A 21,634-nucleotide genomic window follows, 5' to 3' on the forward strand; every position below is an offset into this window, starting at 1 on the left:
CCTTCACTTCAAACAAAAAGCAACTTAGACCTAACTGCAACAGTATTATTTTCTTAGATGTTTCAGCATAGGATAGAATATTTGCATAATTCCCATCGCTACAAGCATTACGGCTATTACTGTTGCTAGCGGAAATGAGGCAATAAAATCCCCAGAATAATAACTTCCCTTAGTTCCAGCTTGATAAGCAATTCTTCCCAAAATAGGAAGAGCATTCTTAACGATTGAAATCACACTCAAAATTAAGGCTCCAAAGATAATTTCAATACTACCTATGATATACATTGATTGTTTCATAATTAACCTCTTTTCATTGATTTCATCACCTATATGGTGGTTATTCTGATTCTTTTTTGACAAACATCTTGACCTCTAAAGTAAAAGGTAAAATGGCAGATTAGCACAGTCGCCTACTCTATAGTACCTATTAAAATCTAGTTGTATTATATATTTATCCTACAACTACCTTCTGGATTGGCTATCTCCATTTGAACATTATATAATAAATTGTAATGTAGTTGAGAGCATTTTGCTCCTATTATTAATAAGGAGGTTTTGTATGTTTATTGCGTCATGGAATAATGTTGAACTAGCAAGAAGTTCTGCAACCATCGAAATCGAAGGCAATCAGTATTTTCCACCGGAGGATGTAAACACGGATTATCTAGAAGCCACAGATTACCATACCAAATGCCCTTGGAAAGGGTTGGCATCCTATTATTCCATCAAAGTAGATGGAAAAGTAAACGAGAATGCTGCCTGGTACTATCCTGAACCACTTGAAAAGGCTAAACATATCGCTGGATACATCGCATTTTGGAAAGGCGTAACTGTAGAAGAAATCTAAATTGCAATTCGTCATACATAAATAGCATAAGAGAAACAGCGCTATCACATGATAGCGCTGTTTCTCTGTTCGTTTATAAAGAAAAGCATTCCACTGTTCCCAGTATGAGACGTTTGCTCATTTAGAACTTTCTGCTTCTTCTATTTAAAGATTTACGCTATTTCTCGTCTGCGCCCTTGGCTTGAACTCTTTTGGCTTGAGCCCTGTTTGCGTGAACCGTAACTGCCTTTAGCTGGTCTTCTGTTTTTCCTCTGCTGGCTAGAAGGCTTATTCGATGTTTGTTTCGGTTTTAAGTCTACTTCCGATTCCGCAAGCTTTACATATGGATATGGATGCTCATCCACAACTTTAATCGATCTTTTAATTAACTTTTGGATCTGACGCAGTAAGGGTCTCTCTACATCATCACAGAACGCGATAGCTACGCCACCTTGTCCAGCACGACCCGTACGGCCAATACGGTGTACATAGGTCTCCGGCACTTCCGGTAAATCGTAGTTAATCACACAAGATAATTCTTCTACATCGATTCCTCTTGCAGCAATATCTGTTGCAACTAAAACACGCGTCCTACCACTCTTAAAGTCTCCAAGAGCGCGTTGTCTAGCATTCTGCGACTTATTACCATGAATGGCCTGAGCTACTACGCCTTTTCGGCTTAGCATTTTCACAATCTTATCAGCACCATGTTTAGTCCGAGAAAAGACCAATACAGAATTAAAGTTCTGTGCTTTCAAAATATGTGTCAAAAGTTGAATCTTATTCTTTTTATTCACATGATAGACAGATTGCTCAATAATATCTACTGTTGGTGATTCCGGTGTTATCTCAATCTTCTCCGGTTTACACAAAATAGAATCTGCTAATTTGGCAATCTCTGCCGGCATAGTAGCCGAAAAGAACATGGTCTGACGTTCAGTGGGAATATACTTAATAATTTTCCTTACATCACGAAGCATACCCATATCCAACATCCGATCTGCCTCATCTAATACAAAATGTTCTACATGATCCAAGTAGATAAACTTTTGATTGATTAAATCAAGTAGGCGACCTGGAGTTGCCACTAGAATGTCGACACCCTGCTTCAACGATTTGGTTTGAGGATGTTGCGAAACGCCCCCAAATATGGTTAATGTTTTCAAATCAAGGTATTTACCGTAGGCTTCAAAACTCTCGCCAATTTGAATTGCCAATTCCCTAGTAGGAGCTAAGACCAAGGTTCGAATCTGTCTAGATCCTTTTCGATTTGTCTGCTCCGCAGCGAGGTCTTGCAAAATAGGAATCGCAAACGCGGCCGTCTTCCCCGTGCCTGTCTGTGCACAACCTAATAGGTCTGCTCCTTTTAACAGTGGCGGAATACTTTGTGCCTGGATTGGTGTCGCTTCCTTATATCCCTGTGCTTTCAATGCCTTTTGGATCGGCTTGATGATGTTTAAATTTTCAAAATACAATTTCTTTCTCCTTTTTTAACCTTCGAGAATGTGATTTTCCGATTGGTGATATCACCAAATCGAACCTGAAAACCAAGAAAGAACGCATCAAATGCGTTCTTCAGATTGTAGACTTATAATCCTAATCCTCCGCGTTTTGACTACTTGACCTAAGGCCAGTTCACTTGGCGGTGACAGGATTTCACCATATTCATATATCAATACTCTAAGCTTAATATCTATTATTTTTGATGCTGTCTTTCCTTAATCACCATCCTGTACACGCCCAATGTGTCAAACATTCAATCTCTTGCTTTTGTGTGTTGGGTAGTTGATGATTTCTGCATACTTTGCAAGTATACTTGCTAAACAACAAATAAGCTACTAAAAACGCTAAGAAATAAAATTACTGCTCTTTTTTATAAAAATAGTATCTTCTTGCCTCCACGGATTGCTCTAAATAATGCATGGGCTTCCAATCAAGCATAGTACGATGGTTTCAGTTTCCCCCTTACTTTCTTGCCAACGAAAGTCATATTCTAGGTAAAAACTGAACTGTAAATAAAGCAATAGCTTTACTGAAAATATTTTTCTTTTTTATAAAATATTTATATGTACTTCTAGCTTTAACGCTCGTATAATACATTTCGGAAACACAATCTAAGATACATTTTAGAGACGTTTTTAGACAATACAAAAGGAGGATACTTAAATGAAAAAAATGAGTTTGAAAAACTTTCTAGCAATGATGATGGTTGTTTGTATGGCCTTTTCAATGCTAGCAGGCTGTTCCAATGCTACTGATGCTGAAGTAAACAATGACGACAATGTTGCTGTAGAAACTGATGCTGACATAGATGCTGATGTTGATGCTGACGTTGACGCTGACGCTGTTGTTGATGCTGACGCTGATGCTGTTGTTGACGCTGACGCTGTTGTTGATGCTGACGCTGATGCTGTTGTTGACGCTGACGCTGATGCTGTTGTTGACGCTGACGCTGACGCTGTTGTTGACGCTGACGCTGACGTTGTTACCGAGTAAAGTTAAGGGGGTAGCCTATGGATGAATCATCCATAGGCTACCCCCTTCTTTTTCCCACAGCACTTAGAATACAGACGATTCAAGAGCATACACTTTACTCCCTAGAAGCTTATTTATGAGATTTATGAGATGCAAATTATCTCCCAGGCTACAATACATGCATTTTCGCTCACACAATGTTAGCCCTCAGGTCTATTCCCCGCGCACGTCCATCTCTTAAGAAGAAGCACTCGATACGATCAATCCGATTCTATCGTGAATACTCCTTTTTCCTTCTGGTATATCTTTAGACTTGTCTTGTCAATCACTTCCTGATTATCCAATTTCACGACCGAAAGGTGGACATAAAATTCAGATCCTTCAGGTGGACTATCTAACAGGACCGTCCAGTATACCTTGTGTTCATTCGTATACACATCACTACCTAATTGCTCGATTTTTCCTGCGCCACTCTTTTTCCATTGAAGAAAGGTTCCTTCTTCTGTCTCCCAATGAAATTTGTAGTCACTATTCTTCAAATCCCGATCAAAAGCAGCAATCAAGCCAATACCTGGTGTTGATGACATACTGGGAGAATAGAGGGTGATTTCAGGATTAATGTGAAGCTTCTCTTCCTTTTCAGTACATGCAACCAGAGTTACAGCACAAAGAAATAGTACGCATAATCCGATTAACGTTCTTTTTTTCATAATTACCTCCTGTGTAATTTTCCCTACATACATCTACACCTAACTTGGCGATAAGGCTCTGTGGCAACCGACTATTTCTATACCTATCTTCCTATATGATTCAATATAGCTCTATGATTATTCACTAGGACAATTATTCCTTTCTAGCTTCAACATGATATACTAAAGGTAAAAATTTTCATAGTTGGAGCAGATTATATGGAACTCAGTAAATCAATTAAGAAAACATACCTCTATTTCATGATGTACGCAATCATAGGTTGGTGCTATGAGGTATTTCTAGAAGTAGTCGTTTATCAGTGGGGATTCACAAATCGTGGTGTGCTGTTTGGCCCCTACTGTCCCGTTTATGGTTTTGGCGCATTGGCCTTCATCCTATGCTTTGGAAAAATAATGAAGAAGAAAGAACCCAACTGGTTCGTATATGTAAAACCTTTAATCATTTTTATGGGCTGCGCTTTCGTTGCAACCGGCATTGAACTAGTCGCCAGCTATATGTTGGAAATATTAACTGGCAGCTGGCCCTGGCAAACCTATGCAGATTATGCTATCAATTTTCAGGCTAGAATTGCCCTTTCACCTTCAATACGTTTCGGTTTGGGCGGCCTACTATTTTTGTATATCCTCCAACCAATATTTGAAAAGGTGATTTATAAGTTAGGCGACAAAAAAGTTAGCATCCTATTTTACGCCATACTATTCCCCTTCATACTCGACTTGTTCGTCAAACTGTTCAAGATGGTATCATAAGCTTATTTCAACAAAAGTTCCCGGTTGTTCCTTTGCTAATTCCAAAAACACGTAGAGAAACATCAACTGTCCATGTGAAAAACGATCACTTCGTTACCACGTAGAGGCATAATCTAAGACACAACGTTATAGGCCTACTGTTTATCCCTCTACAAGTTTTTCATCACAATTCGTTCAATGTCATTGACTACCAACTTGCAACGGTCACAACAGCTCTTCATCCTCATGAATATTTCTGAATAGGCTAGTACTATTTCTGGTGCATTATTCTCTTGGTAGAGCTGGCGCAAACTATGTACATATAAATCATCCCCCTGGGCTTTGAGCTCCTTAACCTCTTTAATCTGTTTAAAAAGCAACTCAGATTTTTCGTAATTTTTCATTTCCCACAAAGCTTTATTCATGGACTCACAACTAGCTTGAATCAGTTTAACAAATCTTAGAGAGTCCTTACGAAGATCTATATATCCAAAAACATCATAATGAATCATCACTTCCTCAACTGCATCAGTCACATCATCAATATAGTGCGACAAGCTTATGATATCATCTCTCTCCAATGGTGGAAGAAATTCGTCAATCAATCGTTTCATCATATCCGTTTTAGCTTCATCGGCCGCATTCTCAAGTTCATGCATCTGCGCTCTTGCTTTCGACAGATTGCTTTTCTTGTAATTGTTCAGCACCTCACTTAAATAGTTGGCCGCCTGAACAGTATAATCTGAAAGATTCGCCATACTTTCAAAATAATCATATCCTTTTCTTTTCCGTCCAAACATGACACTCTCCTTATCCGATTTGATGCAAAAATAACCACGTAATCCCATAGCTGAGCAAAGCGCAACCTGGGAAGGTTAGAATCCAAGTAAGCACCATATCCTTCACCAAATACCAATTTACCGATGATGCTTTATTCGATACACCAACCCCCACAATTGCAGTTGCCTTAACATGCGTTGTGCTTACTGGTATACCTAGAAATGTCGACGCTAATATCGTAATGGAAGAAGCAATATCTGCTGATAGTCCTTGGTACATGGTCAAATGGACCACGTTCATTCCTAAAGATTTGATGATTCTATAGCCACCAATAAATGTACCCGTTGCCATGACGACTGAACAAAGTAACATTAGCCATATGGGTATGCCTAAATTATTATTCGCACCATACCCTTGTACCAAAAAAACTTGAAGCAAAAATATGCCCATAAATTTCTGACCATCTTGTGCACCATGCAAAAATGCCATCATGGCAGCACCTGCAATCTGAGCTCTTTTGAAGAAAAAAGTAGTTTTACGTTTTTCAACACGAAAAAACAAGGACTCAATAAGGCGTGTGATTACTAGCCCCAACGAAAAACTCACAATTACTGCAATTATCAGTCCATACAATACCTTGACCCATTCAGACCAAATGATTCCAGACCAACCTCCCTGTAGCGCAATCGCAGCACCCGAAATCCCAGCAATCAACGCATGACCTTCACTACTTGGAATACCCATGCTCCAAGCACTAATCGACCAAATCACAATGGCCAACATTGCAGCACACAGTGAAATCATAGACGCTTGCATTTCTCCAGAAAAATCAACCATATAGAAAATTGTCCGACTCACGGAAGCATTGATTGAGGTCATCACAAATACACCAATGAAATCAAAGACAGCAGCCAAAACAATCGCTTGCTTTACGGGTAGTGCACGGGTAGCCACGCAAGTGGCGATAGAATTCGGCACATCAATCCATCCATTAATAAGAATAACACCTAAGGAAAGTACAACCGAAATAAACAATACTGGATGTTCTAACATTTGTCCTATAAATTCTAAAAATGATATGGTCAAAATATCATCCCCATTCTAATAACATATCAGATAATTAATGCCGTATGCATTTCTAATAGCGATTGAAAATCTTAACGGCCATTGCTTTTGCAAAACCACCTGAGCTCTATTCGTATAAAATAAACATCCATTTTATTCACCTGATTCCAACCACAATCGATCTCGCTACCTCAATACCAAACCATTCGCTTACGAACTTTAATGCACCTCCATTATTGGAGGTGCATTAAAGTTCATTCTATAGCTACACTATACCCTCACTCAATCTAAATCAAAGCGGTCTGCGTTCATCACCTTATTCCAGGCTGCAACAAAATCATGTAAAAACTTATCTTGTGCATCATCACTAGCATAGACTTCAGCAATTGCTCGTAGTTGAGAGTTTGAACCAAATATGAGGTCTGTACGCCTTCCAATCCACCTATGCTCACCACTTGCACGATCAGACCCTTCAAACACATTCTCATCCTCAAGAGTTGGTTTCCACACTATACCCATATCTAGTAGATTAACAAAGAAATCATTAGTTAGCGTTTCCGGTCTTTCTGTAAACACTCCGAATGGTGAATGACCATAATTGGTATTTAAGACCCGCATACCACCAATCAATACCGTCATTTCAGGAGCAGTCAGGGTCAACAGCTGTGCTCTATCAAGCAATAATTCCTCCTCGGATACAGAAAACTTAGTCTTCAAATAATTACGAAATCCATCTGCCACCGGTTCAAGTACAGCAAATGATTCAATGTCTGTTTGTTCTTCAGTAGCATCGGTTCTTCCTGGTGCAAAGGGAACGGAGATGCTTTTGCCTGCATTCTTTGCGGCTTCTTCAATACCCACGCATCCACCCAATACGATCAAATCGGCAAGTGAAACACGTTTCCCATCAGTCCTAGCACCATTGAATCCTTCTTGGATTTTTTCCAGAATTCTTAATACCATTTGCAATTGGGTTGGCTGGTTAACCTCCCAATCTTTCTGTGGGGATAAACGAATGCGAGCTCCGTTTGCTCCTCCTCGCTTATCTGAACCTCGGAAAGTAGAGGCAGAAGCCCAAGCAGTCGTAACCAAATGCGAAACTGACAAGCCTGAGGATACAATTTCACCTTTCAAGCTAGATATATCCATTGCATCAATCATTTTGTAGTCAACAACTGGTACAGGGTCTTGCCATATCAAGTCCTGACTCGGAACTTCTGGTCCAAGATAACGTACTTTAGGACCCATATCACGATGCGTTAATTTCAACCATGCCTGTGCAAAAACCTTGGCAAATTCATCTGGATTTTCATGAAAGCGCTTGGCAATTGGCTTGTAAATGGGATCCATCCTTAGGGCCATATCTGCTGTAGTCATCATTGGCGGATGTCGTCTTTCAGGATCGTGGGCATCTGGGACAGTATCTGCTGCTGCAGGGTCAGATGGTATCCACTGCCAAGCTCCCGCTGGGCTCTTAACTAAATCCCAGTCATATCCAAATAATGTATCAAAATAGGCATTATCCCATGAGGTTGGAGTAGGATTCCAGGCACCCTCGATACCACTCGAAATCGTATCTACACCCCTCCCCTTGCCAAAACTATTCTTCCATCCAAGTCCTTGGTTCTCAATGGCTGCCGCCTCAGGCTCTGGCCCCACATGGGTAGCACTTCCTGCACCGTGGCACTTACCAAAGGTATGTCCACCGGCAATCAGGGCAACCGTTTCTTCATCATTCATAGCCATACGAGCAAATGTTTCTCGAATATCCTTACCAGAAGCAACGGCACTCGGTTCTCCGTTCGGTCCCTCAGGGTTCACATAGATTAGGCCCATCTGTACCGCAGCAAGAGGATTATCTAACTCTCGGTCCCCAGAATACCGCGCATCACCAAGCCACTCACTTTCCTTGCCCCAATAAATATCTTCTTCTGGTTCCCATACATCCTCGCGTCCACCACCAAATCCTGCAGTAGCAAATCCCATTGATTCAAGGGCACAATTCCCAGCTAAAATCATAAGGTCTGCCCAAGATATTGCCCGACCATATTTCTTCTTAATCGGCCAGAGCAAACGACGTGCCTTGTCTAGGTTCACATTATCTGGCCAACTGTTTACGGGAGCCAAACGCTGATTCCCAGTTGATGCCCCACCTCTACCATCGCCTGTGCGATATGTTCCTGCACTGTGCCAAGCCATTCTAATGAAGAGGGGACCATAATGTCCATAGTCGGCTGGCCACCAGTCCTGTGAATCTGTCATCAGAGCATATAGATCTTTTTTAAGGGCCACAAAGTCCAAGTTCTTAAATTCTTCAGCATACTTAAAATCTTCACCTAGTGGATTACTCTTGTTCGTATTTTGATGTAGAATCTTAAGGTTCAGTTGATTTGGCCACCAATCTTGATTGGTGGTCCCACCACTCGTACCCGTTTTACGCGTTTTTCCTGTTACTGGGCATCTAATTTCTTCACTCATAAAAACCTCCGTTTAAATAACACCGCCTACACTAAAAACAAATATACACCTGTGCTCTTCAATCAATTGTCTTTACATTGTATGAACTATCTAAGTCTGGAATAAAAAGATATGGGTTATTATGAATTGGTGATTTGTGATGGCCTTATGAAGTATCGAATAAATGAGTAGTCAGGATGTCAGTGGCTAGGATGAGATTTCCACCTATTCGGTGTTTTGTCTATATTATTTTTAAAGGTCCGCGTATATCATCGCTTACCTCTTTTAGCAGGTAGAATAAGCGCCTGCGCGGGCGCTTATTTTTATCATTCTTTATTCAATTACCGTACCAGATTTTACATTTTGAATATCTACTTTTAACGTTTCGATTTCTTTTATACTCTGATCAATTTCACTATAAATCTTATCCATTTCCGAAATCGGCAACTCTTGGCCTTCCACGTGAGCAGCATATGTCAGCTCCCCAATTTTCATCTTTGAATCCCCTATTAGGTCTTCCAAATTAGAAATTTTCTTCTTCAGCTTGCCAACCTCTACCATTTCTTGCGATTTCGATGCAGCAGCACTTGCAGCACCTTTTGCTTTTTCTCCTACACTTTTAAAAATGCCCATGATTGTCCCTCCTAAAATGAGTAATCCGTAGCAATTTGTAACTGGCTCTATGAACATTATAACACCTTAAAATCCAATACACGAACGAGAGCGTGGTCCTGTCTAAACGCCAAATACAATTTTAGTTACCCGACAAATTCAACAACTAGGACATACTCTTTACTTCTTCAATAAGTTTTTGAACATTGGTTTGAAGCTCAGGATACTTAAAGGGCAGTCTTTCAAGAGTATTTACTATTACACTGAGAATCAAATAATCCCTAAACCATCTATGATTTGCAGGTACAACATACCAGGGAGCATACTCCGTAGCACAATGTGCAAGCATATCCGAATAGCACTGTTGGTAACGATCCCAATGCTTTCTCTCCTCTAGGTCAGATTCCGAGAACTTCCAATTCTTATCCTTTTCTTCCAATCTTTCTTGAAGCTTCTCTCGTTGAAACTCAGGAGATATATGCAAAAAGAATTTAAGCACTATGGTATCGTTGCTGGTAAGATACCTTTCAAAACTACGTATTTCTTCGAACCTCTTATACGCTGTCTCATCGTCAATCGTTCCATGCACTCTAGTCACCAATACATCTTCATAGTAGGATCTATTAAAGATGACGATATCACCTAGTTTCGGCGTTTTCTGATGTACTCGCCATAAGTAATCGTGCCCTAATTCCAGTGGTGTAGGTTCCTTAAAGGAGGCCACACGAAAGCCGTTGGGATTTATACCAGATAGCACCTTCTTAACTGTTCCATCTTTTCCACTACAATCTATACCTTGAAGAACAATGAGCAAAGCATACTTTTTAGATGCAAACAGTACTTCTTGAAGTTCACTAAACTTATCTTTTAAGATGCGATATTCTTTTTTTACTTCTTTTTTGGAAAGACCCAATGTTTCCGCCGCTTTAAAGTCTGATGTACTAATATTTCGGTCAAACCTGTTTATTGTAAATTTTTCAATCATCTACTCACCCGCTTTCTTTGCCACACCTGCCACTTACGTGAAACTTACATTGGATTTTGCCGGCCATGGATTGTGTGCGACCTCTTTTGGCTAAAGCTCTAATGTGCAACTCGCTTTCTATTTATACAACTAGTATAACTTAGAATTCTAATTTATGTCTCATGGGAGGAGGGCGTTATAGATTTTGTCAAAATATTTTTTTACACTATTTATGATGAGGAAAATACACCGTCAGGATTGTTGGCTTACTAGTATATAGAAATCATCTCTTTCCTAATTTGGATGCGACTTGAGAGACATCTCTTTCTAATAGAGATATAATGAGCTGTATAGATATTGCTGTAAAATATTTCAGACTTGGGATGTATAACTGCCCAGTAAATAGTCGAACCACGCTCTCCAGGTTGTGTACGGTGTCCTTAACTCACAACTATAGGTTGAAATCAATGAGGTGCAGAAATGTTAAAGAAAAAAAAGCGGATTATTGCTATATTGGCTTTACTTCTACTTATACTGGCCTGTTTCTTCTATCTTTATGTATCTGACTACTATAAAGCAGATGAGCAAGCAAGAAATGTATCCTTGTCGGATTCACTGAATATCCAAACTTCAAAAAATTTGACCACAATTTATCCAGACCCCGCAGTTGATAAGCAGATTGGACTTATTTTCTATCCAGGAGGCAAAGTTGAGTCAATCGCCTATCTTCCCTTGTTAAGCCTGCTATCACAAGAAGGGCTGACTAGTGTTCTCGTTACAATGCCCTTTAACTTAGCCGTTTTTAATAAAGATGCTGCGGAAAATGTAATCGAGGCAGTACCCACTATCGAGAATTGGTTTCTAGCAGGCCATTCTCTCGGTGGAGCAATGGCAAGTAGCTTCGTTGAAGATCAAGGTAGTACCATCAAAGGCCTAATCCTCCTAGGAGCATATCCAATCAACGATGCAGATGTGCCAACTCTTGCCATATATGGTAGCGAGGACATTAAACTTGATATTTCAAAGCTTGAAAAGACGGACCAGGTGATCGAAATTGTCGGTGGAAACCATGCATATTTTGGAAACTATGGTCTGCAAGATGGAGATGGTACGGCCACAATATCACGAGATGAGCAACAAGAAATAGCGGTAACCGAAATTATGAACTTTATCCAACGAGCAACTAAGTGAGTATGCTTTAACAGAAATTCTAATAACATACTATAAACCTATTCTGTGCCTTATTCAAAAAAGGTATATGCCTCTATCGTATTTTATTCAAAGGAGTTGAATGTTTTGTTTACAAAGAGAATGAAAACCAGTCTAATCACAGGAGCAATTCTAGGTATCGTATGTATTGTAGGTGCCCAGCTTCGTTCCGACTTTTCAAAAGATGCCATCTATTTATTCTCATTTTGGTATAACCGAGTATTAATTGGTTTGGTTATTGGCTTGGCCATAAAGAATTTAGAACTCAAGAAAGCACTGGCCCGAGGCGCAATCCTAGGCTTTCTAGTTTCGTTTGCCTTTTATAGTTCAACGGGGTTTGCTGATCCCGTTGGCTTCAGCGCTGGCATAGTTTACGGAATCATCATTGAGTTTGTCTGTTTTTTAGCCTATTGATAAGGAAAGTATTTAATTGTAGTAGACAAATGGTTTCCAAGTTCTAAGATATGCAACGCTTGTGAAAAAATAAAAGATACCTTATATCACTATCAGAACCTACCTACTACTGCAATCACTGCCCTATAGAGCTCGACAGGGATTACTACTAGGCAAACATCAATATCCTAAATAAAGGTATGCTAAATAAACAAAGAAACCGTGGAGCACACGGGGTTAACTCGCTTACGCTATATCCATTCGGTTGCGCAAATGAAGCCTCCCACTTCTTTATGTAGCGAGAGTATGTCACAATCAAGAAACTGATACTCATATTATCCTGTATACATCAAGCTACCTTTTCCTGCTTGATACCATACAGTATCAAAATCTAGATTTTTTAATGCGATTATGATTCTTAATTATGCTAGCTTCTTACTTGAGGAATGGTTGGATGCTACAATCTTCTTCCATATTAAATTGACCATAAGCAGGACCAGATCTCCACCATATTTCAAAATATCGGCCTGCTTGTTTTCGCCCTGAAATGCTAATCTTTTCAAAAGTTATACAGATTAAAAAAATTTTTCTTTATCAGAAATATTTTTGTTTTACTTAAATATTAATGCTGATATAATTCATTTGCAGATATGACTCACCAACTCTTAAGCTAGGGTAATCAAGCTTACTCTACGTCAATCAAAATCAAGAAATGAATAGAACATAGGATTTAATTCTAGAACAGACAGTATTATTAGCTACTCGAAATATTTGTTCTGATATTTAATAAATGAGCATTTGAGAGGATTGTAAGAAATGAGTAAAAGAAAAGCAAAAAACTGCAAAAATTGTGAGTATTTCACGGCAAACAGAACTGGCGCCTATTGCGAAATTAAAGAGATTACCATAAATGATGATTTTGCAAAAAAATGTAGTGACTTCACTGAAATTCTTGAAACTGATATTACAGTTAAGGAAATGTATAAAGCGGGCAGAAAAAACAAAGAATATTCCAAAAGGCTTGATAGCCTTTAATAGCCGCATGAACTAGTGAGAATATCCAAATTTAAAACTATGTACTGTGTGATTATTCATTTGAGAGTTAGTCAAATAAATGTTTGATTCCTTTCCCAGCCAACTCCCAGTATGTGTATTTTGCTATTTTTGAATTATCCAAACACAGATTACTATACGATATTCATGCTTCAGAAGAAAATTTTTCATAACATATAGCTATTATTACCGGTACTGTCTATTCAAAGGCCCTCCAATAGGAGGGCCTTTGATTGTTTTTACCACTTTACAAGCATCATTCTAGATACGTAATCAAGGAGCAGTTTCAACTATGTATAGCCCCTTCTGCTGTAGTATTGCTATCGATACTTCAACCAAAAAAAGCACTCAATTGAGTGCCTTTAATCAGTGTAAACTTCAAAATTTAACTAGACAACTAGAAGAACATCCCGCCAAAGATTGGTTAGAATCGAAATGCTCTATCCAGTACCCTAGGCGTTCTTAATTGTAATGATCAGCTACACCTATGCTTTCCATAAATATCCGAACCACATGTGGGTCAAATTGTGTTCCAGCATTCTTTCTAATTTCCTCGATTGCTACTTCTTTGGGCAAGGCTTTACGGTAGACCCTGTCTTCCGTCATTGCATCATAGGCATCTGCAACGGCGAGTATACGGGAAAGCAAGGGGATTTCTTCACCGCATAGACCTCTCGGATAGCCACTACCATCCCATCGTTCATGGTGGGCTAATATATAGTTTGCAATTACGGCAAACTCTGGGGAAGTCATTGCAATATTGTATCCAATTTCAGAATGCTTTCTCATTACAACCCATTCCTTCTCAGTCAGCCGGCCTGGTTTGTTTAGCACTCGGTCAGGAACACCGATTTTCCCAATATCATGAAGCATTGAAAACAGCTGTAAATCATCTAAACAGGTTTGCTCTAAATTCATATGCTCCCCAATTAATCTAGATATCATCGCAAGACGTTGAGCATGTTCTTCCGTTTCATTGCTACGAGCATACAGCGTTGCCATTATTGAATTAAGTGTTGCACTATGATGACTTTTTTCCTCCAAAAGCTTACGACGTGCCAAATAGGTTTCTGCTTCCATCTCAGCTTCATCAATACTAGAAGCTTTGGTTCTCTTGATACCGAATCCAATAGACAAACTTATCGCAAAAGCCTCATCTTGAACAGAAGAATTGAATTCTTTTATTGCCTTTATGATGGACAACCGTATCTGGTTTGCCTCATCAAGATCGGTGTTCGGTAAAAGAATACTAAATTCATCTCCACCAGTTCGCGCTAGTAAATCACTCGGCCTACAACAACTTTGTATAATTTTCGCAGTTTGGTTTATCAACCAATTTCCTCTGTCGTTGCCAAATGTATGATTTATTAATCTCATGCCATTGATATCCGCAATGACAATACAAAGTGGATAATTGCTTTCCGTATCCATCTGAACTTTTGCATCTTCAAAATATCTACGGTTATATAGATTGGTTAATGAATCATGTTCATTCATATATTGGATTTTTGCAAAATTATGTTTAGACTCACTAATATCGATGATAATCCCTTCGAGTGCTTCCACTTTTCCATTATCATCAAATAAATACTGACCTAACTCCATTACCCATTTTCGCTCGCCACTAGCTGTAATAATTTCATATTCATGATTAAACGATTCTTTCGTCTCAAGTACACGTGAAATTTCATACCATACAGCCTCTTGATATTCTTCGCTGATAATATCCCGGTAAGATAGTTCTTTATTGTCAATAAAGGCTTCCGGTTTATATCCCGTTAACTTATAGCAGCCATCCGATAAAAATTGCATTGTCCATTCTCTATCATAGTAGCAACGAAATGCTATACCTGGAATATGCGACAGAAGAACAGCTTTACTACGTTCACTCTCATTTAAGGCCTGTGACACAATTTTTCGTTCAGTAATATCGATTCCAGAAGAGATAATGCCGTTTATTTCGCCCGAATCATCGCGTAGAGCAACATTATTCCAAGCGATAACCCGTTTATCACCACTGCACGTTATAATTTGATTCTCGTAAATTCTTGCACTTACATCGAACTGGTTCTCCTCAATCATTTTCTTGAGCAAACCCTTTACGCTTTCCTTTTCCGATTCTAAAACGAAATATTCAACCCAATTTTTTCCCAGTACTTCCTCTTTATTTAAGCCTACCAGTTTACATCCAGTGTCATTTATCATTGTTACCTTGCCCTCTTTGTCTAGAGCAAGAAAAATGATTCCAGCTATATCGAGGTACATTTGGGCTCTATTCCGTTCAGTATTAATTTCCTTCTGATCTTTCTTGGCTTTGGTTATGTCATGAAAGTATCCGCCTACTCCGATTCTATTATCTTTCATTTCTACCGGAAATCTAGTAACCTTATAAATCTTTCCACCAACGGTCTCTTCCGAAATATTCATACAGCCGCTCGATAAAACCTTCTCTTCATTTACTTGGCACAGCCGCATGAATTCACTCGGTACGGATTCCATATCTTTTTTTCCTATGATTCCTTTTTCAGATACACCGAGCATTTCAATCATCTTCCGATTCACGATAACGTGTCTAAGTTGGTCATCTTTTAGATATGTCATGTCATTGGAAGAATCAATAAAGGAACGATAAATGCTTTCGCTTTCCAAACGTTTTTGGTTCTCCCTCTGTAATTCCTTGTTCGAAATTTCTAAACTGGAATTGGCCTTCAACAATTCCTCTTGCAAAGCCAATTTCTTTTTCAAGGTTTGATTTACCAACCAAAATATTAAAGAGGAGGTTACAAGCATATATAAGAAATCTTCAGCTACCCTAGTAACCAAGCCTATAGATGTACCTCCAAGCACAATCTCGGTATGGAAAATTGAAAGTACACTCCAAATACATCCAACCAAAAAATAGGCGCCTGCTATTCTTAGCGATTTCCCCTTAGATGTTTTTAATCTATTGTTTCGCTTATAAAAAATACACTCTTGTTGATTCGACATAATTAATTCCCTTATCTAATCCGTATTTTTGTACGATCGGAGTCCTACTTGGGGCCATACTATATCCCGAAAAACAAACTCTATCTTTTATCCGTCATACATTTATTACCATAAAATTACTTGATACAAATAATAATTTACCTTTGTACTAAAAAGTGCATATGTTTGTCAGTATACACTAATATTGATAATAGTTCTATCTATCTTGGCAGACAAACTAGTCGTGATTCACGCTAGCTTAGGTTAAACACAAAATGAGCCAAATTCATTTTTAGGGGTTGCAATTTAAACCCCATACAATATTTAATGGAAAAAAGTGGTCCTATTGCACTTTCGCTATATGCTTTTTCAAACGCTGAATGTTTTACGTAACAAGTGGAATATGAATAAGCCTTGTATATTTTATGAATTACTGATATATTTTCAATAATTGTCGATAAATTGTTCATTAAACAAAAAGCATGGACTAATACTAAGAATCGCTAAAAGGAGTGGCAACTATGAAAACACACAAAAGATTTGAAAGCATACGCCATGGTGGGTTCACTATGATTGAACTTATCGTTGTTATTACCATTTTAGGTATTCTAATGGCCGTTGTAGTTCCTTCATATTTACAGTATACGGAAAAAGCCAAGGAAGATGTCCTGAGGATTAATACTCTGAATACCAAGAGAATTGTAAGACTGTATTCCGTATCGATTGAGAAAAACAAATGGCATGGCAAGTACGATGACTATTGCCTAGATTGTAATACCAACCGAAATGATACCTCCACACTCAATAACCTTATTGAAAAAGAATGGGAAAAAATCAATTCTAATCCGCAAGCTGGTGAAGATACTAATAGCAATAAAGTTAACATCACAAATCCCTATAGTGGCAAAAGAAGTGTCCTTGATTATGACTATACATTATCCTCTGGCGAAGGTTTCTGCCCTGCTATTTTCATGACAGACAATGCAAACTATGCCTACGAGGGAAGCGGAAATACAAAAAATCTACTTGGTACGATCGTTATCTATTTTGATACTGAAACAAGTGATGGAACCACAGACCATATAGAGTTCTACTATGTTAAAAAGGATAAGACTAAATCCGAGTTATTAGGAACATTGGAATAATTATAGGTTGATAGGTGTTGATTAGGACCTTTTTCGGTTCTTATCAGCACCTTTTTCAATTTGAGTAGAATCAGCGAATAAAAAAAGGTTAACATCACCGGGTACATATCACGGTGACGTTAACCTTTATAAACTCTGTTGTAGAATCTTTTCGATTTTTAGTACTAGGATTAACCTACACAATATAGATTATTTCTTTTAATCAACATTTCATTTACTTCCATCATAATATCTTCTGCATACTGTCGATCTAAGTCGAATAGTATCCCTTTACTCCTGACCGCATCCAAAAATGCAGTCTTTTTGGGTTTGACCACAGCGATTACTTGTTTTCTACTGTCTAGTAATTTCAATATTTCTTCTTGGAAAGAGGTTGCCTTTCTTTCCATAAAGCCCAGTTCATCTATGACTACCAACTGCTTATTGGATTGCAAGGCTTCCCTAGCCAATTGAACTCCAAAGCTTTCAAAGACCTGCGTCTTTACCGCAAAATCACGCTTTTCATCATATAGACAAAATATTTTATGATATTGGTTTTCGGGTTCATAAAGAGGAGACTCTCCCCATTTACTCAGAAAGAATCCTTCTCTTTTGCCTTTCTCAAAATAAGGCAATGTTAAGAATCCACTTGCAGGTATTCCCATTTGGCATGCAATCGCTTTTGCCAATGTGCTTTTACCAGTCTTGATATCACCAGTTATCAAAATATTTTTCATAATCCATCCTCGACAAATACAGAAAGTTTGACACTGATCCAATGGCATAAGAACAGTGATAAACCAAATTGACAAAATTCGCAGCCAGCGTTATACTTCTATTAGAATAACGTAATTTATTATAGCAAATTTAATACCATCAAACAAGTAGCTACCCACTAGGAATGGCCTTATCCCTATGAATTTATTTGATGATTACATACGATAATTCCAAAGCACTACGCTTAGTACTGATATAATATTCCAGTGCAATGCTTCCCTGCATCCGGCACTTGGGATCCTACAATGGTGCTATTTGCCTAAGGAGAATCAAAATGTTCAAATGGAATGAGAAATCACTTCAATGGATGCAGCAAGCTGCTTCCTACTCAGAATATTATCAAAAAATTGCTCAACCAATTATAGACTTGTTAGACCAAGATAGTAACATATGTGAAATAGCCTGTGGCTGCGGACATTTATCCATGACTCTTTCTAGCCATGTACAGCATATCACTGCCATTGATATCAATCCAAAAGTAATATCCTTTTTAAAGGATGAATTGGTATCAAACAACATTCGCAATATTGAGCCAGTAGTTGCAAACTGGTTGCCTTATACCGAAAACAAACAATTTGACGTGGTGCTTTTCAGTCACTTTAGTGCTTTGGAAGAACAGCTCGAAAAATTAATGCGAGTAGCAAAAAAGTACATCATTGCTATCGTTCCAGAAAAGAATAATCACACTATCTCACCACAACTTTATACTAAGAAAAACCTAGATTATTCAAGAAAAGAGATTATGGAGTCAGCACCAGATATTCTAAAGGATTTGAATATCCCCTTTACTCAAATTTTTCAAGCAAATGAATTTGGTCAACCTCTTAGAGACCGAAGAGATGCTTATGAATACATTGAGCATTATTACAAAATCAGTGACCCTGAGGATATTGAACAATTTCTAAATAGTAAATTACAAAAATTACATTGTGGCTACTATTTGCCTAAAACAAAAAAAACTCGTACCATCATCATCGATGTCCAGAAGGCATCTGCGAACGTTTTCTATCAATAACATCACAAACCTTCTATTCAAATACTTACCCCCAACCGGGCCCTAGTAGTCATAAGGGCCCGGTTTCTATATATTCTAGCTAAATACCGTTTCAAGCACTTTTAATATTGCTTTCCTCGGTATCGCCAAATTGTCGATCAAAGCTTCATAATACTTGGCTTTAGCTGATACGATGATCCTTCCAACCTGCTAGACCCCATTCTCCAATATCTCTTTACATTTAAATAATACCGATACTTCGAAAAATTCCTTTATACTCCACGATTCTCACTTTCTAGGAGCACTCTTTCACTTGCATTAAGGTTCAAGCTATATCCGGAATATCTTGCTTTATTATATAGTAAAATGAAGACTATGCATTTATACTAATCTCCGCTGATAATTCCCACCCAATTAACATCAGTCATATCATTGCTGTCATTTATTGCATAAATTTGAATATTTTTGAAGTAAATTTCTTATCCTATGTGAAATATTTAATTTGCAATGTATTTTTATCATCCATGTTCGTTATTGCCAATAAGAATAAAGAATTGTCACAGGTAGGTATCGTAGAAAGGCTAATATTACATATTATAAACAAATATTGTGAAAGTGAGGGAAATTATGGGAATACTAGCAACAATAGTTAGATTGTGAAGAAAGTAGCCATGGTAACAGTACACTGGCTATTGATACTTCTGCAAATGAAGCCAGTGTAACAGCTATGCAACCCATCTGTTAAGGCTTAAGCTGATTATCTCCGTTATCCTTATAGCATCTTTGTGAACAAATATATAGATGGCTAACGCCTGATAAAGCAGATAGGCTATTGACATAAGTAGGTTTTCTACACATAGTAGAACTGTTCAAATCCGACAGATATAATATTTACGGCTTATAGTAAACACGTTGTAAAAAATCCAATTTAACTTAGGAGGTAAGTATGTCAGTTAATAACAAGGAAACAAATGGCACAACCCCAAGTGAGGTCAAGTTATCAAGATACGATCAATCAAGCAAGCTAAAAAGAGGATTACGACTTCTATATGTTTACGCATTAGCTACAGGTGCCATCTACACCTTCATCGGGTACTGGGATGGTATGTTTATGTCGGCTGGAGGACCAGCTACCTTCCTATCTTTTATTCTTATGACTTTGATGTGTCTTCCGATTGCCTTCATTTACAGTGAGCTAGCCACGATGATGCCAAACTGCGGTGGCGAGCTTGTCTATAACACGATAGGCCTAAGTAAACACTTCGGATTCTTATCCGCCTGGTTAATTATGGCTGCCTGGCTGATTGTACCTCCAGCAGGGGTCTTGGGCATTATTGAATGGTTTTCATTTTCGTTCCAACTGGATCTATCCTTAACCCAAATGTTTCTGATTGCAGCTATTGCGTTGGCCTTCTACTGCACCTTGAGTATGCTAAACATTCAAATAGCGGGTAAAGTTCAATCCTTCATGCTGTTTTCATCCTTAACCATCGTTGCCATAACAACTGTCTTGTTTTTATTCAGCAAAGATATGTCTTTAAGTAATTTTAATAATTTTATCGCCTCTGGCTATGCAGCCCCAGGAACTACCCTCACACCCGATGGATTACCCGTAGGAGGAGGGTCAAACTGGTATGGATGGTTGATTGGTACTGCGCTAATTATTACACCCTTCTTCGGCTTTGAAATTGTCCCACAGATGGTGGAAGAAGGTACGTTTCCAATAAAGAGCATGTCTAAAGCAATCATCGGTTCTGTCGTAACCTGCGGTTTAATCTACTCGCTTTTCTATTTTGCTTTGCAATCCGTAAAGCCATGGGCTGCCTTGACAAACAGTGGTGATTTCAGTCCCTTTATATCCCTAAAAGTAGTACAGGAAACCCTATATTGGTTACCAGGATGGTTTTGGATATTTGGTGTTGCAGCAGTCCTATTCACAATTGGCACCAGCGTCTTAGGTTTTTGGATTTCAGGTGTCCGCTTATTGTATGCAATGGGCAGACAAGGTTTCTTGCCAAAATCTTTTTCCAAAACCAATAAATACGACCAACCCATCATTCCCAATCTACTCATACTGGGATTGGCCTTGGTACAGTTGGCATTTTCTGACTCAGCCTTCCTAGCAAACTTCTACTCACTGATGGCATTCTCCGTAGCTGTAGCCTATTTTATCACTACCATTTCTTCAATCCGCCTAGCCATACGAGAACCTGATTGGGAAAGGCCCTTTAAGCTGAAAGGCGGAATGGCCTTTAGGGTATTTACCTTGATTATCTGTCTAGCCATTATGATTGGTACTGCCTTCGGTCAACCTGCAGGTGCCTGGAGAGCTTTAGGAATATATATGCTAGTCGGTCTTGCGCTTTACATGTATATGATGATATTTAGATGGAAAAAAGAACCAGTTTGGATGATTTGCCCAAGCAAGATTTCGGGGGAATTTGAGGAAAAAGAATTCTAGAATATTGCATCCGTTGCAATTTTTGAAACCTATTTCAA

The 21,634-nt window shown here is 38.6% G+C and carries 19 protein-coding genes; 9 read left to right on the plus strand and 10 right to left on the minus strand.

Features of this window, described 5'->3' with window-relative positions; translation table 11 throughout:
- Positions 1-45: 45 nt before the first annotated feature.
- Positions 46-297: a hypothetical protein gene (locus JR334_07075; protein ID QRN84750.1), complete on the minus strand. Its 252-nt coding sequence runs from the start codon at positions 295-297 to the stop codon at positions 46-48.
- A 262-nt stretch (positions 298-559) separates the two neighbouring features.
- Between JR334_07075 and JR334_07080 the strand changes: the two genes are divergently transcribed.
- A complete protein-coding gene (locus JR334_07080) occupies positions 560-847 on the plus strand; it encodes a DUF427 domain-containing protein (GenBank protein ID QRN84751.1) in 288 nt (95 codons plus the stop codon).
- A gap of 152 nt (positions 848-999) precedes the next feature.
- Here JR334_07080 and JR334_07085 read toward each other — a convergent pair whose 3' ends face one another.
- A complete protein-coding gene (locus tag JR334_07085; GenBank protein QRN84752.1) occupies positions 1,000-2,301 on the minus strand; it encodes a DEAD/DEAH box helicase in 1,302 nt (433 codons plus the stop codon).
- A gap of 691 nt (positions 2,302-2,992) precedes the next feature.
- Here JR334_07085 and JR334_07090 point away from each other — a divergent pair.
- Positions 2,993-3,322, plus strand: a complete 330-nt coding sequence (locus tag JR334_07090; protein ID QRN84753.1) for a hypothetical protein — start codon at positions 2,993-2,995, stop codon at positions 3,320-3,322.
- A gap of 239 nt (positions 3,323-3,561) precedes the next feature.
- Here the strand turns inward: JR334_07090 and JR334_07095 are convergent, their stop codons facing one another.
- Positions 3,562-4,011: a hypothetical protein gene (locus tag JR334_07095; protein QRN84754.1), complete on the minus strand. Its 450-nt coding sequence runs from the start codon at positions 4,009-4,011 to the stop codon at positions 3,562-3,564.
- Between the two features lie 198 nt (positions 4,012-4,209).
- On the opposite strand from JR334_07095, the gene JR334_07100 reads away from it, so the two are divergent.
- A complete protein-coding gene (locus tag JR334_07100; GenBank protein QRN84755.1) occupies positions 4,210-4,761 on the plus strand; it encodes a putative ABC transporter permease in 552 nt (183 codons plus the stop codon).
- A 149-nt stretch (positions 4,762-4,910) separates the two neighbouring features.
- On the opposite strand, the gene JR334_07105 is transcribed toward JR334_07100, so the two are convergent.
- The 5 genes from JR334_07105 to JR334_07125 form a co-directional block, all read right to left on the minus strand.
- Positions 4,911-5,540, minus strand: a complete 630-nt coding sequence (locus tag JR334_07105) for a DUF47 family protein (protein QRN84756.1) — start codon at positions 5,538-5,540, stop codon at positions 4,911-4,913.
- Positions 5,541-5,550: 10 nt separating this feature from the next.
- The gene (locus JR334_07110; protein QRN84757.1) at positions 5,551-6,606 is read right to left on the minus strand and encodes an inorganic phosphate transporter; all 1,056 of its coding nucleotides are present in this window, start codon (positions 6,604-6,606) and stop codon (positions 5,551-5,553) included.
- Between the two features lie 261 nt (positions 6,607-6,867).
- A complete protein-coding gene (gene katG, locus JR334_07115; protein ID QRN84758.1) occupies positions 6,868-9,063 on the minus strand; it encodes a catalase/peroxidase HPI in 2,196 nt (731 codons plus the stop codon).
- A 312-nt stretch (positions 9,064-9,375) separates the two neighbouring features.
- The gene (locus JR334_07120; protein QRN84759.1) at positions 9,376-9,675 is read right to left on the minus strand and encodes a hypothetical protein; all 300 of its coding nucleotides are present in this window, start codon (positions 9,673-9,675) and stop codon (positions 9,376-9,378) included.
- 145 nt (positions 9,676-9,820) lie between these two features.
- Entirely contained in the window at positions 9,821-10,639 is an 819-nt protein-coding gene (locus tag JR334_07125; protein QRN84760.1) for a polyphosphate kinase 2 family protein, read from the minus strand.
- 459 nt (positions 10,640-11,098) lie between these two features.
- Between JR334_07125 and JR334_07130 the strand changes: the two genes are divergently transcribed.
- The 3 genes from JR334_07130 (at position 11,099) to JR334_07140 (ending at position 13,255) form a co-directional block, all read left to right on the plus strand.
- Positions 11,099-11,809 carry a carboxymethylenebutenolidase gene (locus tag JR334_07130; protein ID QRN84761.1) on the plus strand — a complete coding sequence of 237 codons (711 nt, stop codon included), beginning with the start codon at positions 11,099-11,101 and terminating at the stop codon, positions 11,807-11,809.
- Positions 11,810-11,914: 105 nt separating this feature from the next.
- Positions 11,915-12,241, plus strand: coding sequence for a hypothetical protein (locus JR334_07135; GenBank protein QRN84762.1), 327 nt, complete (start codon positions 11,915-11,917; stop codon positions 12,239-12,241).
- 795 nt (positions 12,242-13,036) lie between these two features.
- Complete coding sequence (locus JR334_07140) at positions 13,037-13,255, plus strand: hypothetical protein (protein ID QRN84763.1); 219 nt, start codon at positions 13,037-13,039, stop codon at positions 13,253-13,255.
- A gap of 480 nt (positions 13,256-13,735) precedes the next feature.
- Here JR334_07140 and JR334_07145 read toward each other — a convergent pair whose 3' ends face one another.
- A complete protein-coding gene (locus JR334_07145; GenBank protein QRN84764.1) occupies positions 13,736-16,261 on the minus strand; it encodes a PAS domain S-box protein in 2,526 nt (841 codons plus the stop codon).
- Positions 16,262-16,761: 500 nt separating this feature from the next.
- Between JR334_07145 and JR334_07150 the strand changes: the two genes are divergently transcribed.
- Positions 16,762-17,385: a type II secretion system protein gene (locus JR334_07150; protein ID QRN84765.1), complete on the plus strand. Its 624-nt coding sequence runs from the start codon at positions 16,762-16,764 to the stop codon at positions 17,383-17,385.
- A 170-nt stretch (positions 17,386-17,555) separates the two neighbouring features.
- On the opposite strand, the gene JR334_07155 is transcribed toward JR334_07150, so the two are convergent.
- Entirely contained in the window at positions 17,556-18,101 is a 546-nt protein-coding gene (locus tag JR334_07155; GenBank protein ID QRN84766.1) for a hypothetical protein, read from the minus strand.
- A 314-nt stretch (positions 18,102-18,415) separates the two neighbouring features.
- On the opposite strand from JR334_07155, the gene JR334_07160 reads away from it, so the two are divergent.
- Together JR334_07160 and JR334_07165 are read left to right on the plus strand one after the other, a co-directional pair.
- Positions 18,416-19,156, plus strand: coding sequence for a methyltransferase domain-containing protein (locus JR334_07160; protein ID QRN84767.1), 741 nt, complete (start codon positions 18,416-18,418; stop codon positions 19,154-19,156).
- Between the two features lie 925 nt (positions 19,157-20,081).
- Positions 20,082-21,596, plus strand: a complete 1,515-nt coding sequence (locus JR334_07165; protein ID QRN84768.1) for an APC family permease — start codon at positions 20,082-20,084, stop codon at positions 21,594-21,596.
- The last annotated feature ends 38 nt before the right edge of the window (positions 21,597-21,634 follow it).

It is taken from the genome of Clostridia bacterium (genome assembly GCA_016887505.1).
Classification (GTDB): Bacteria; Bacillota; TC1; order TC1; family UBA5767; genus UBA5767.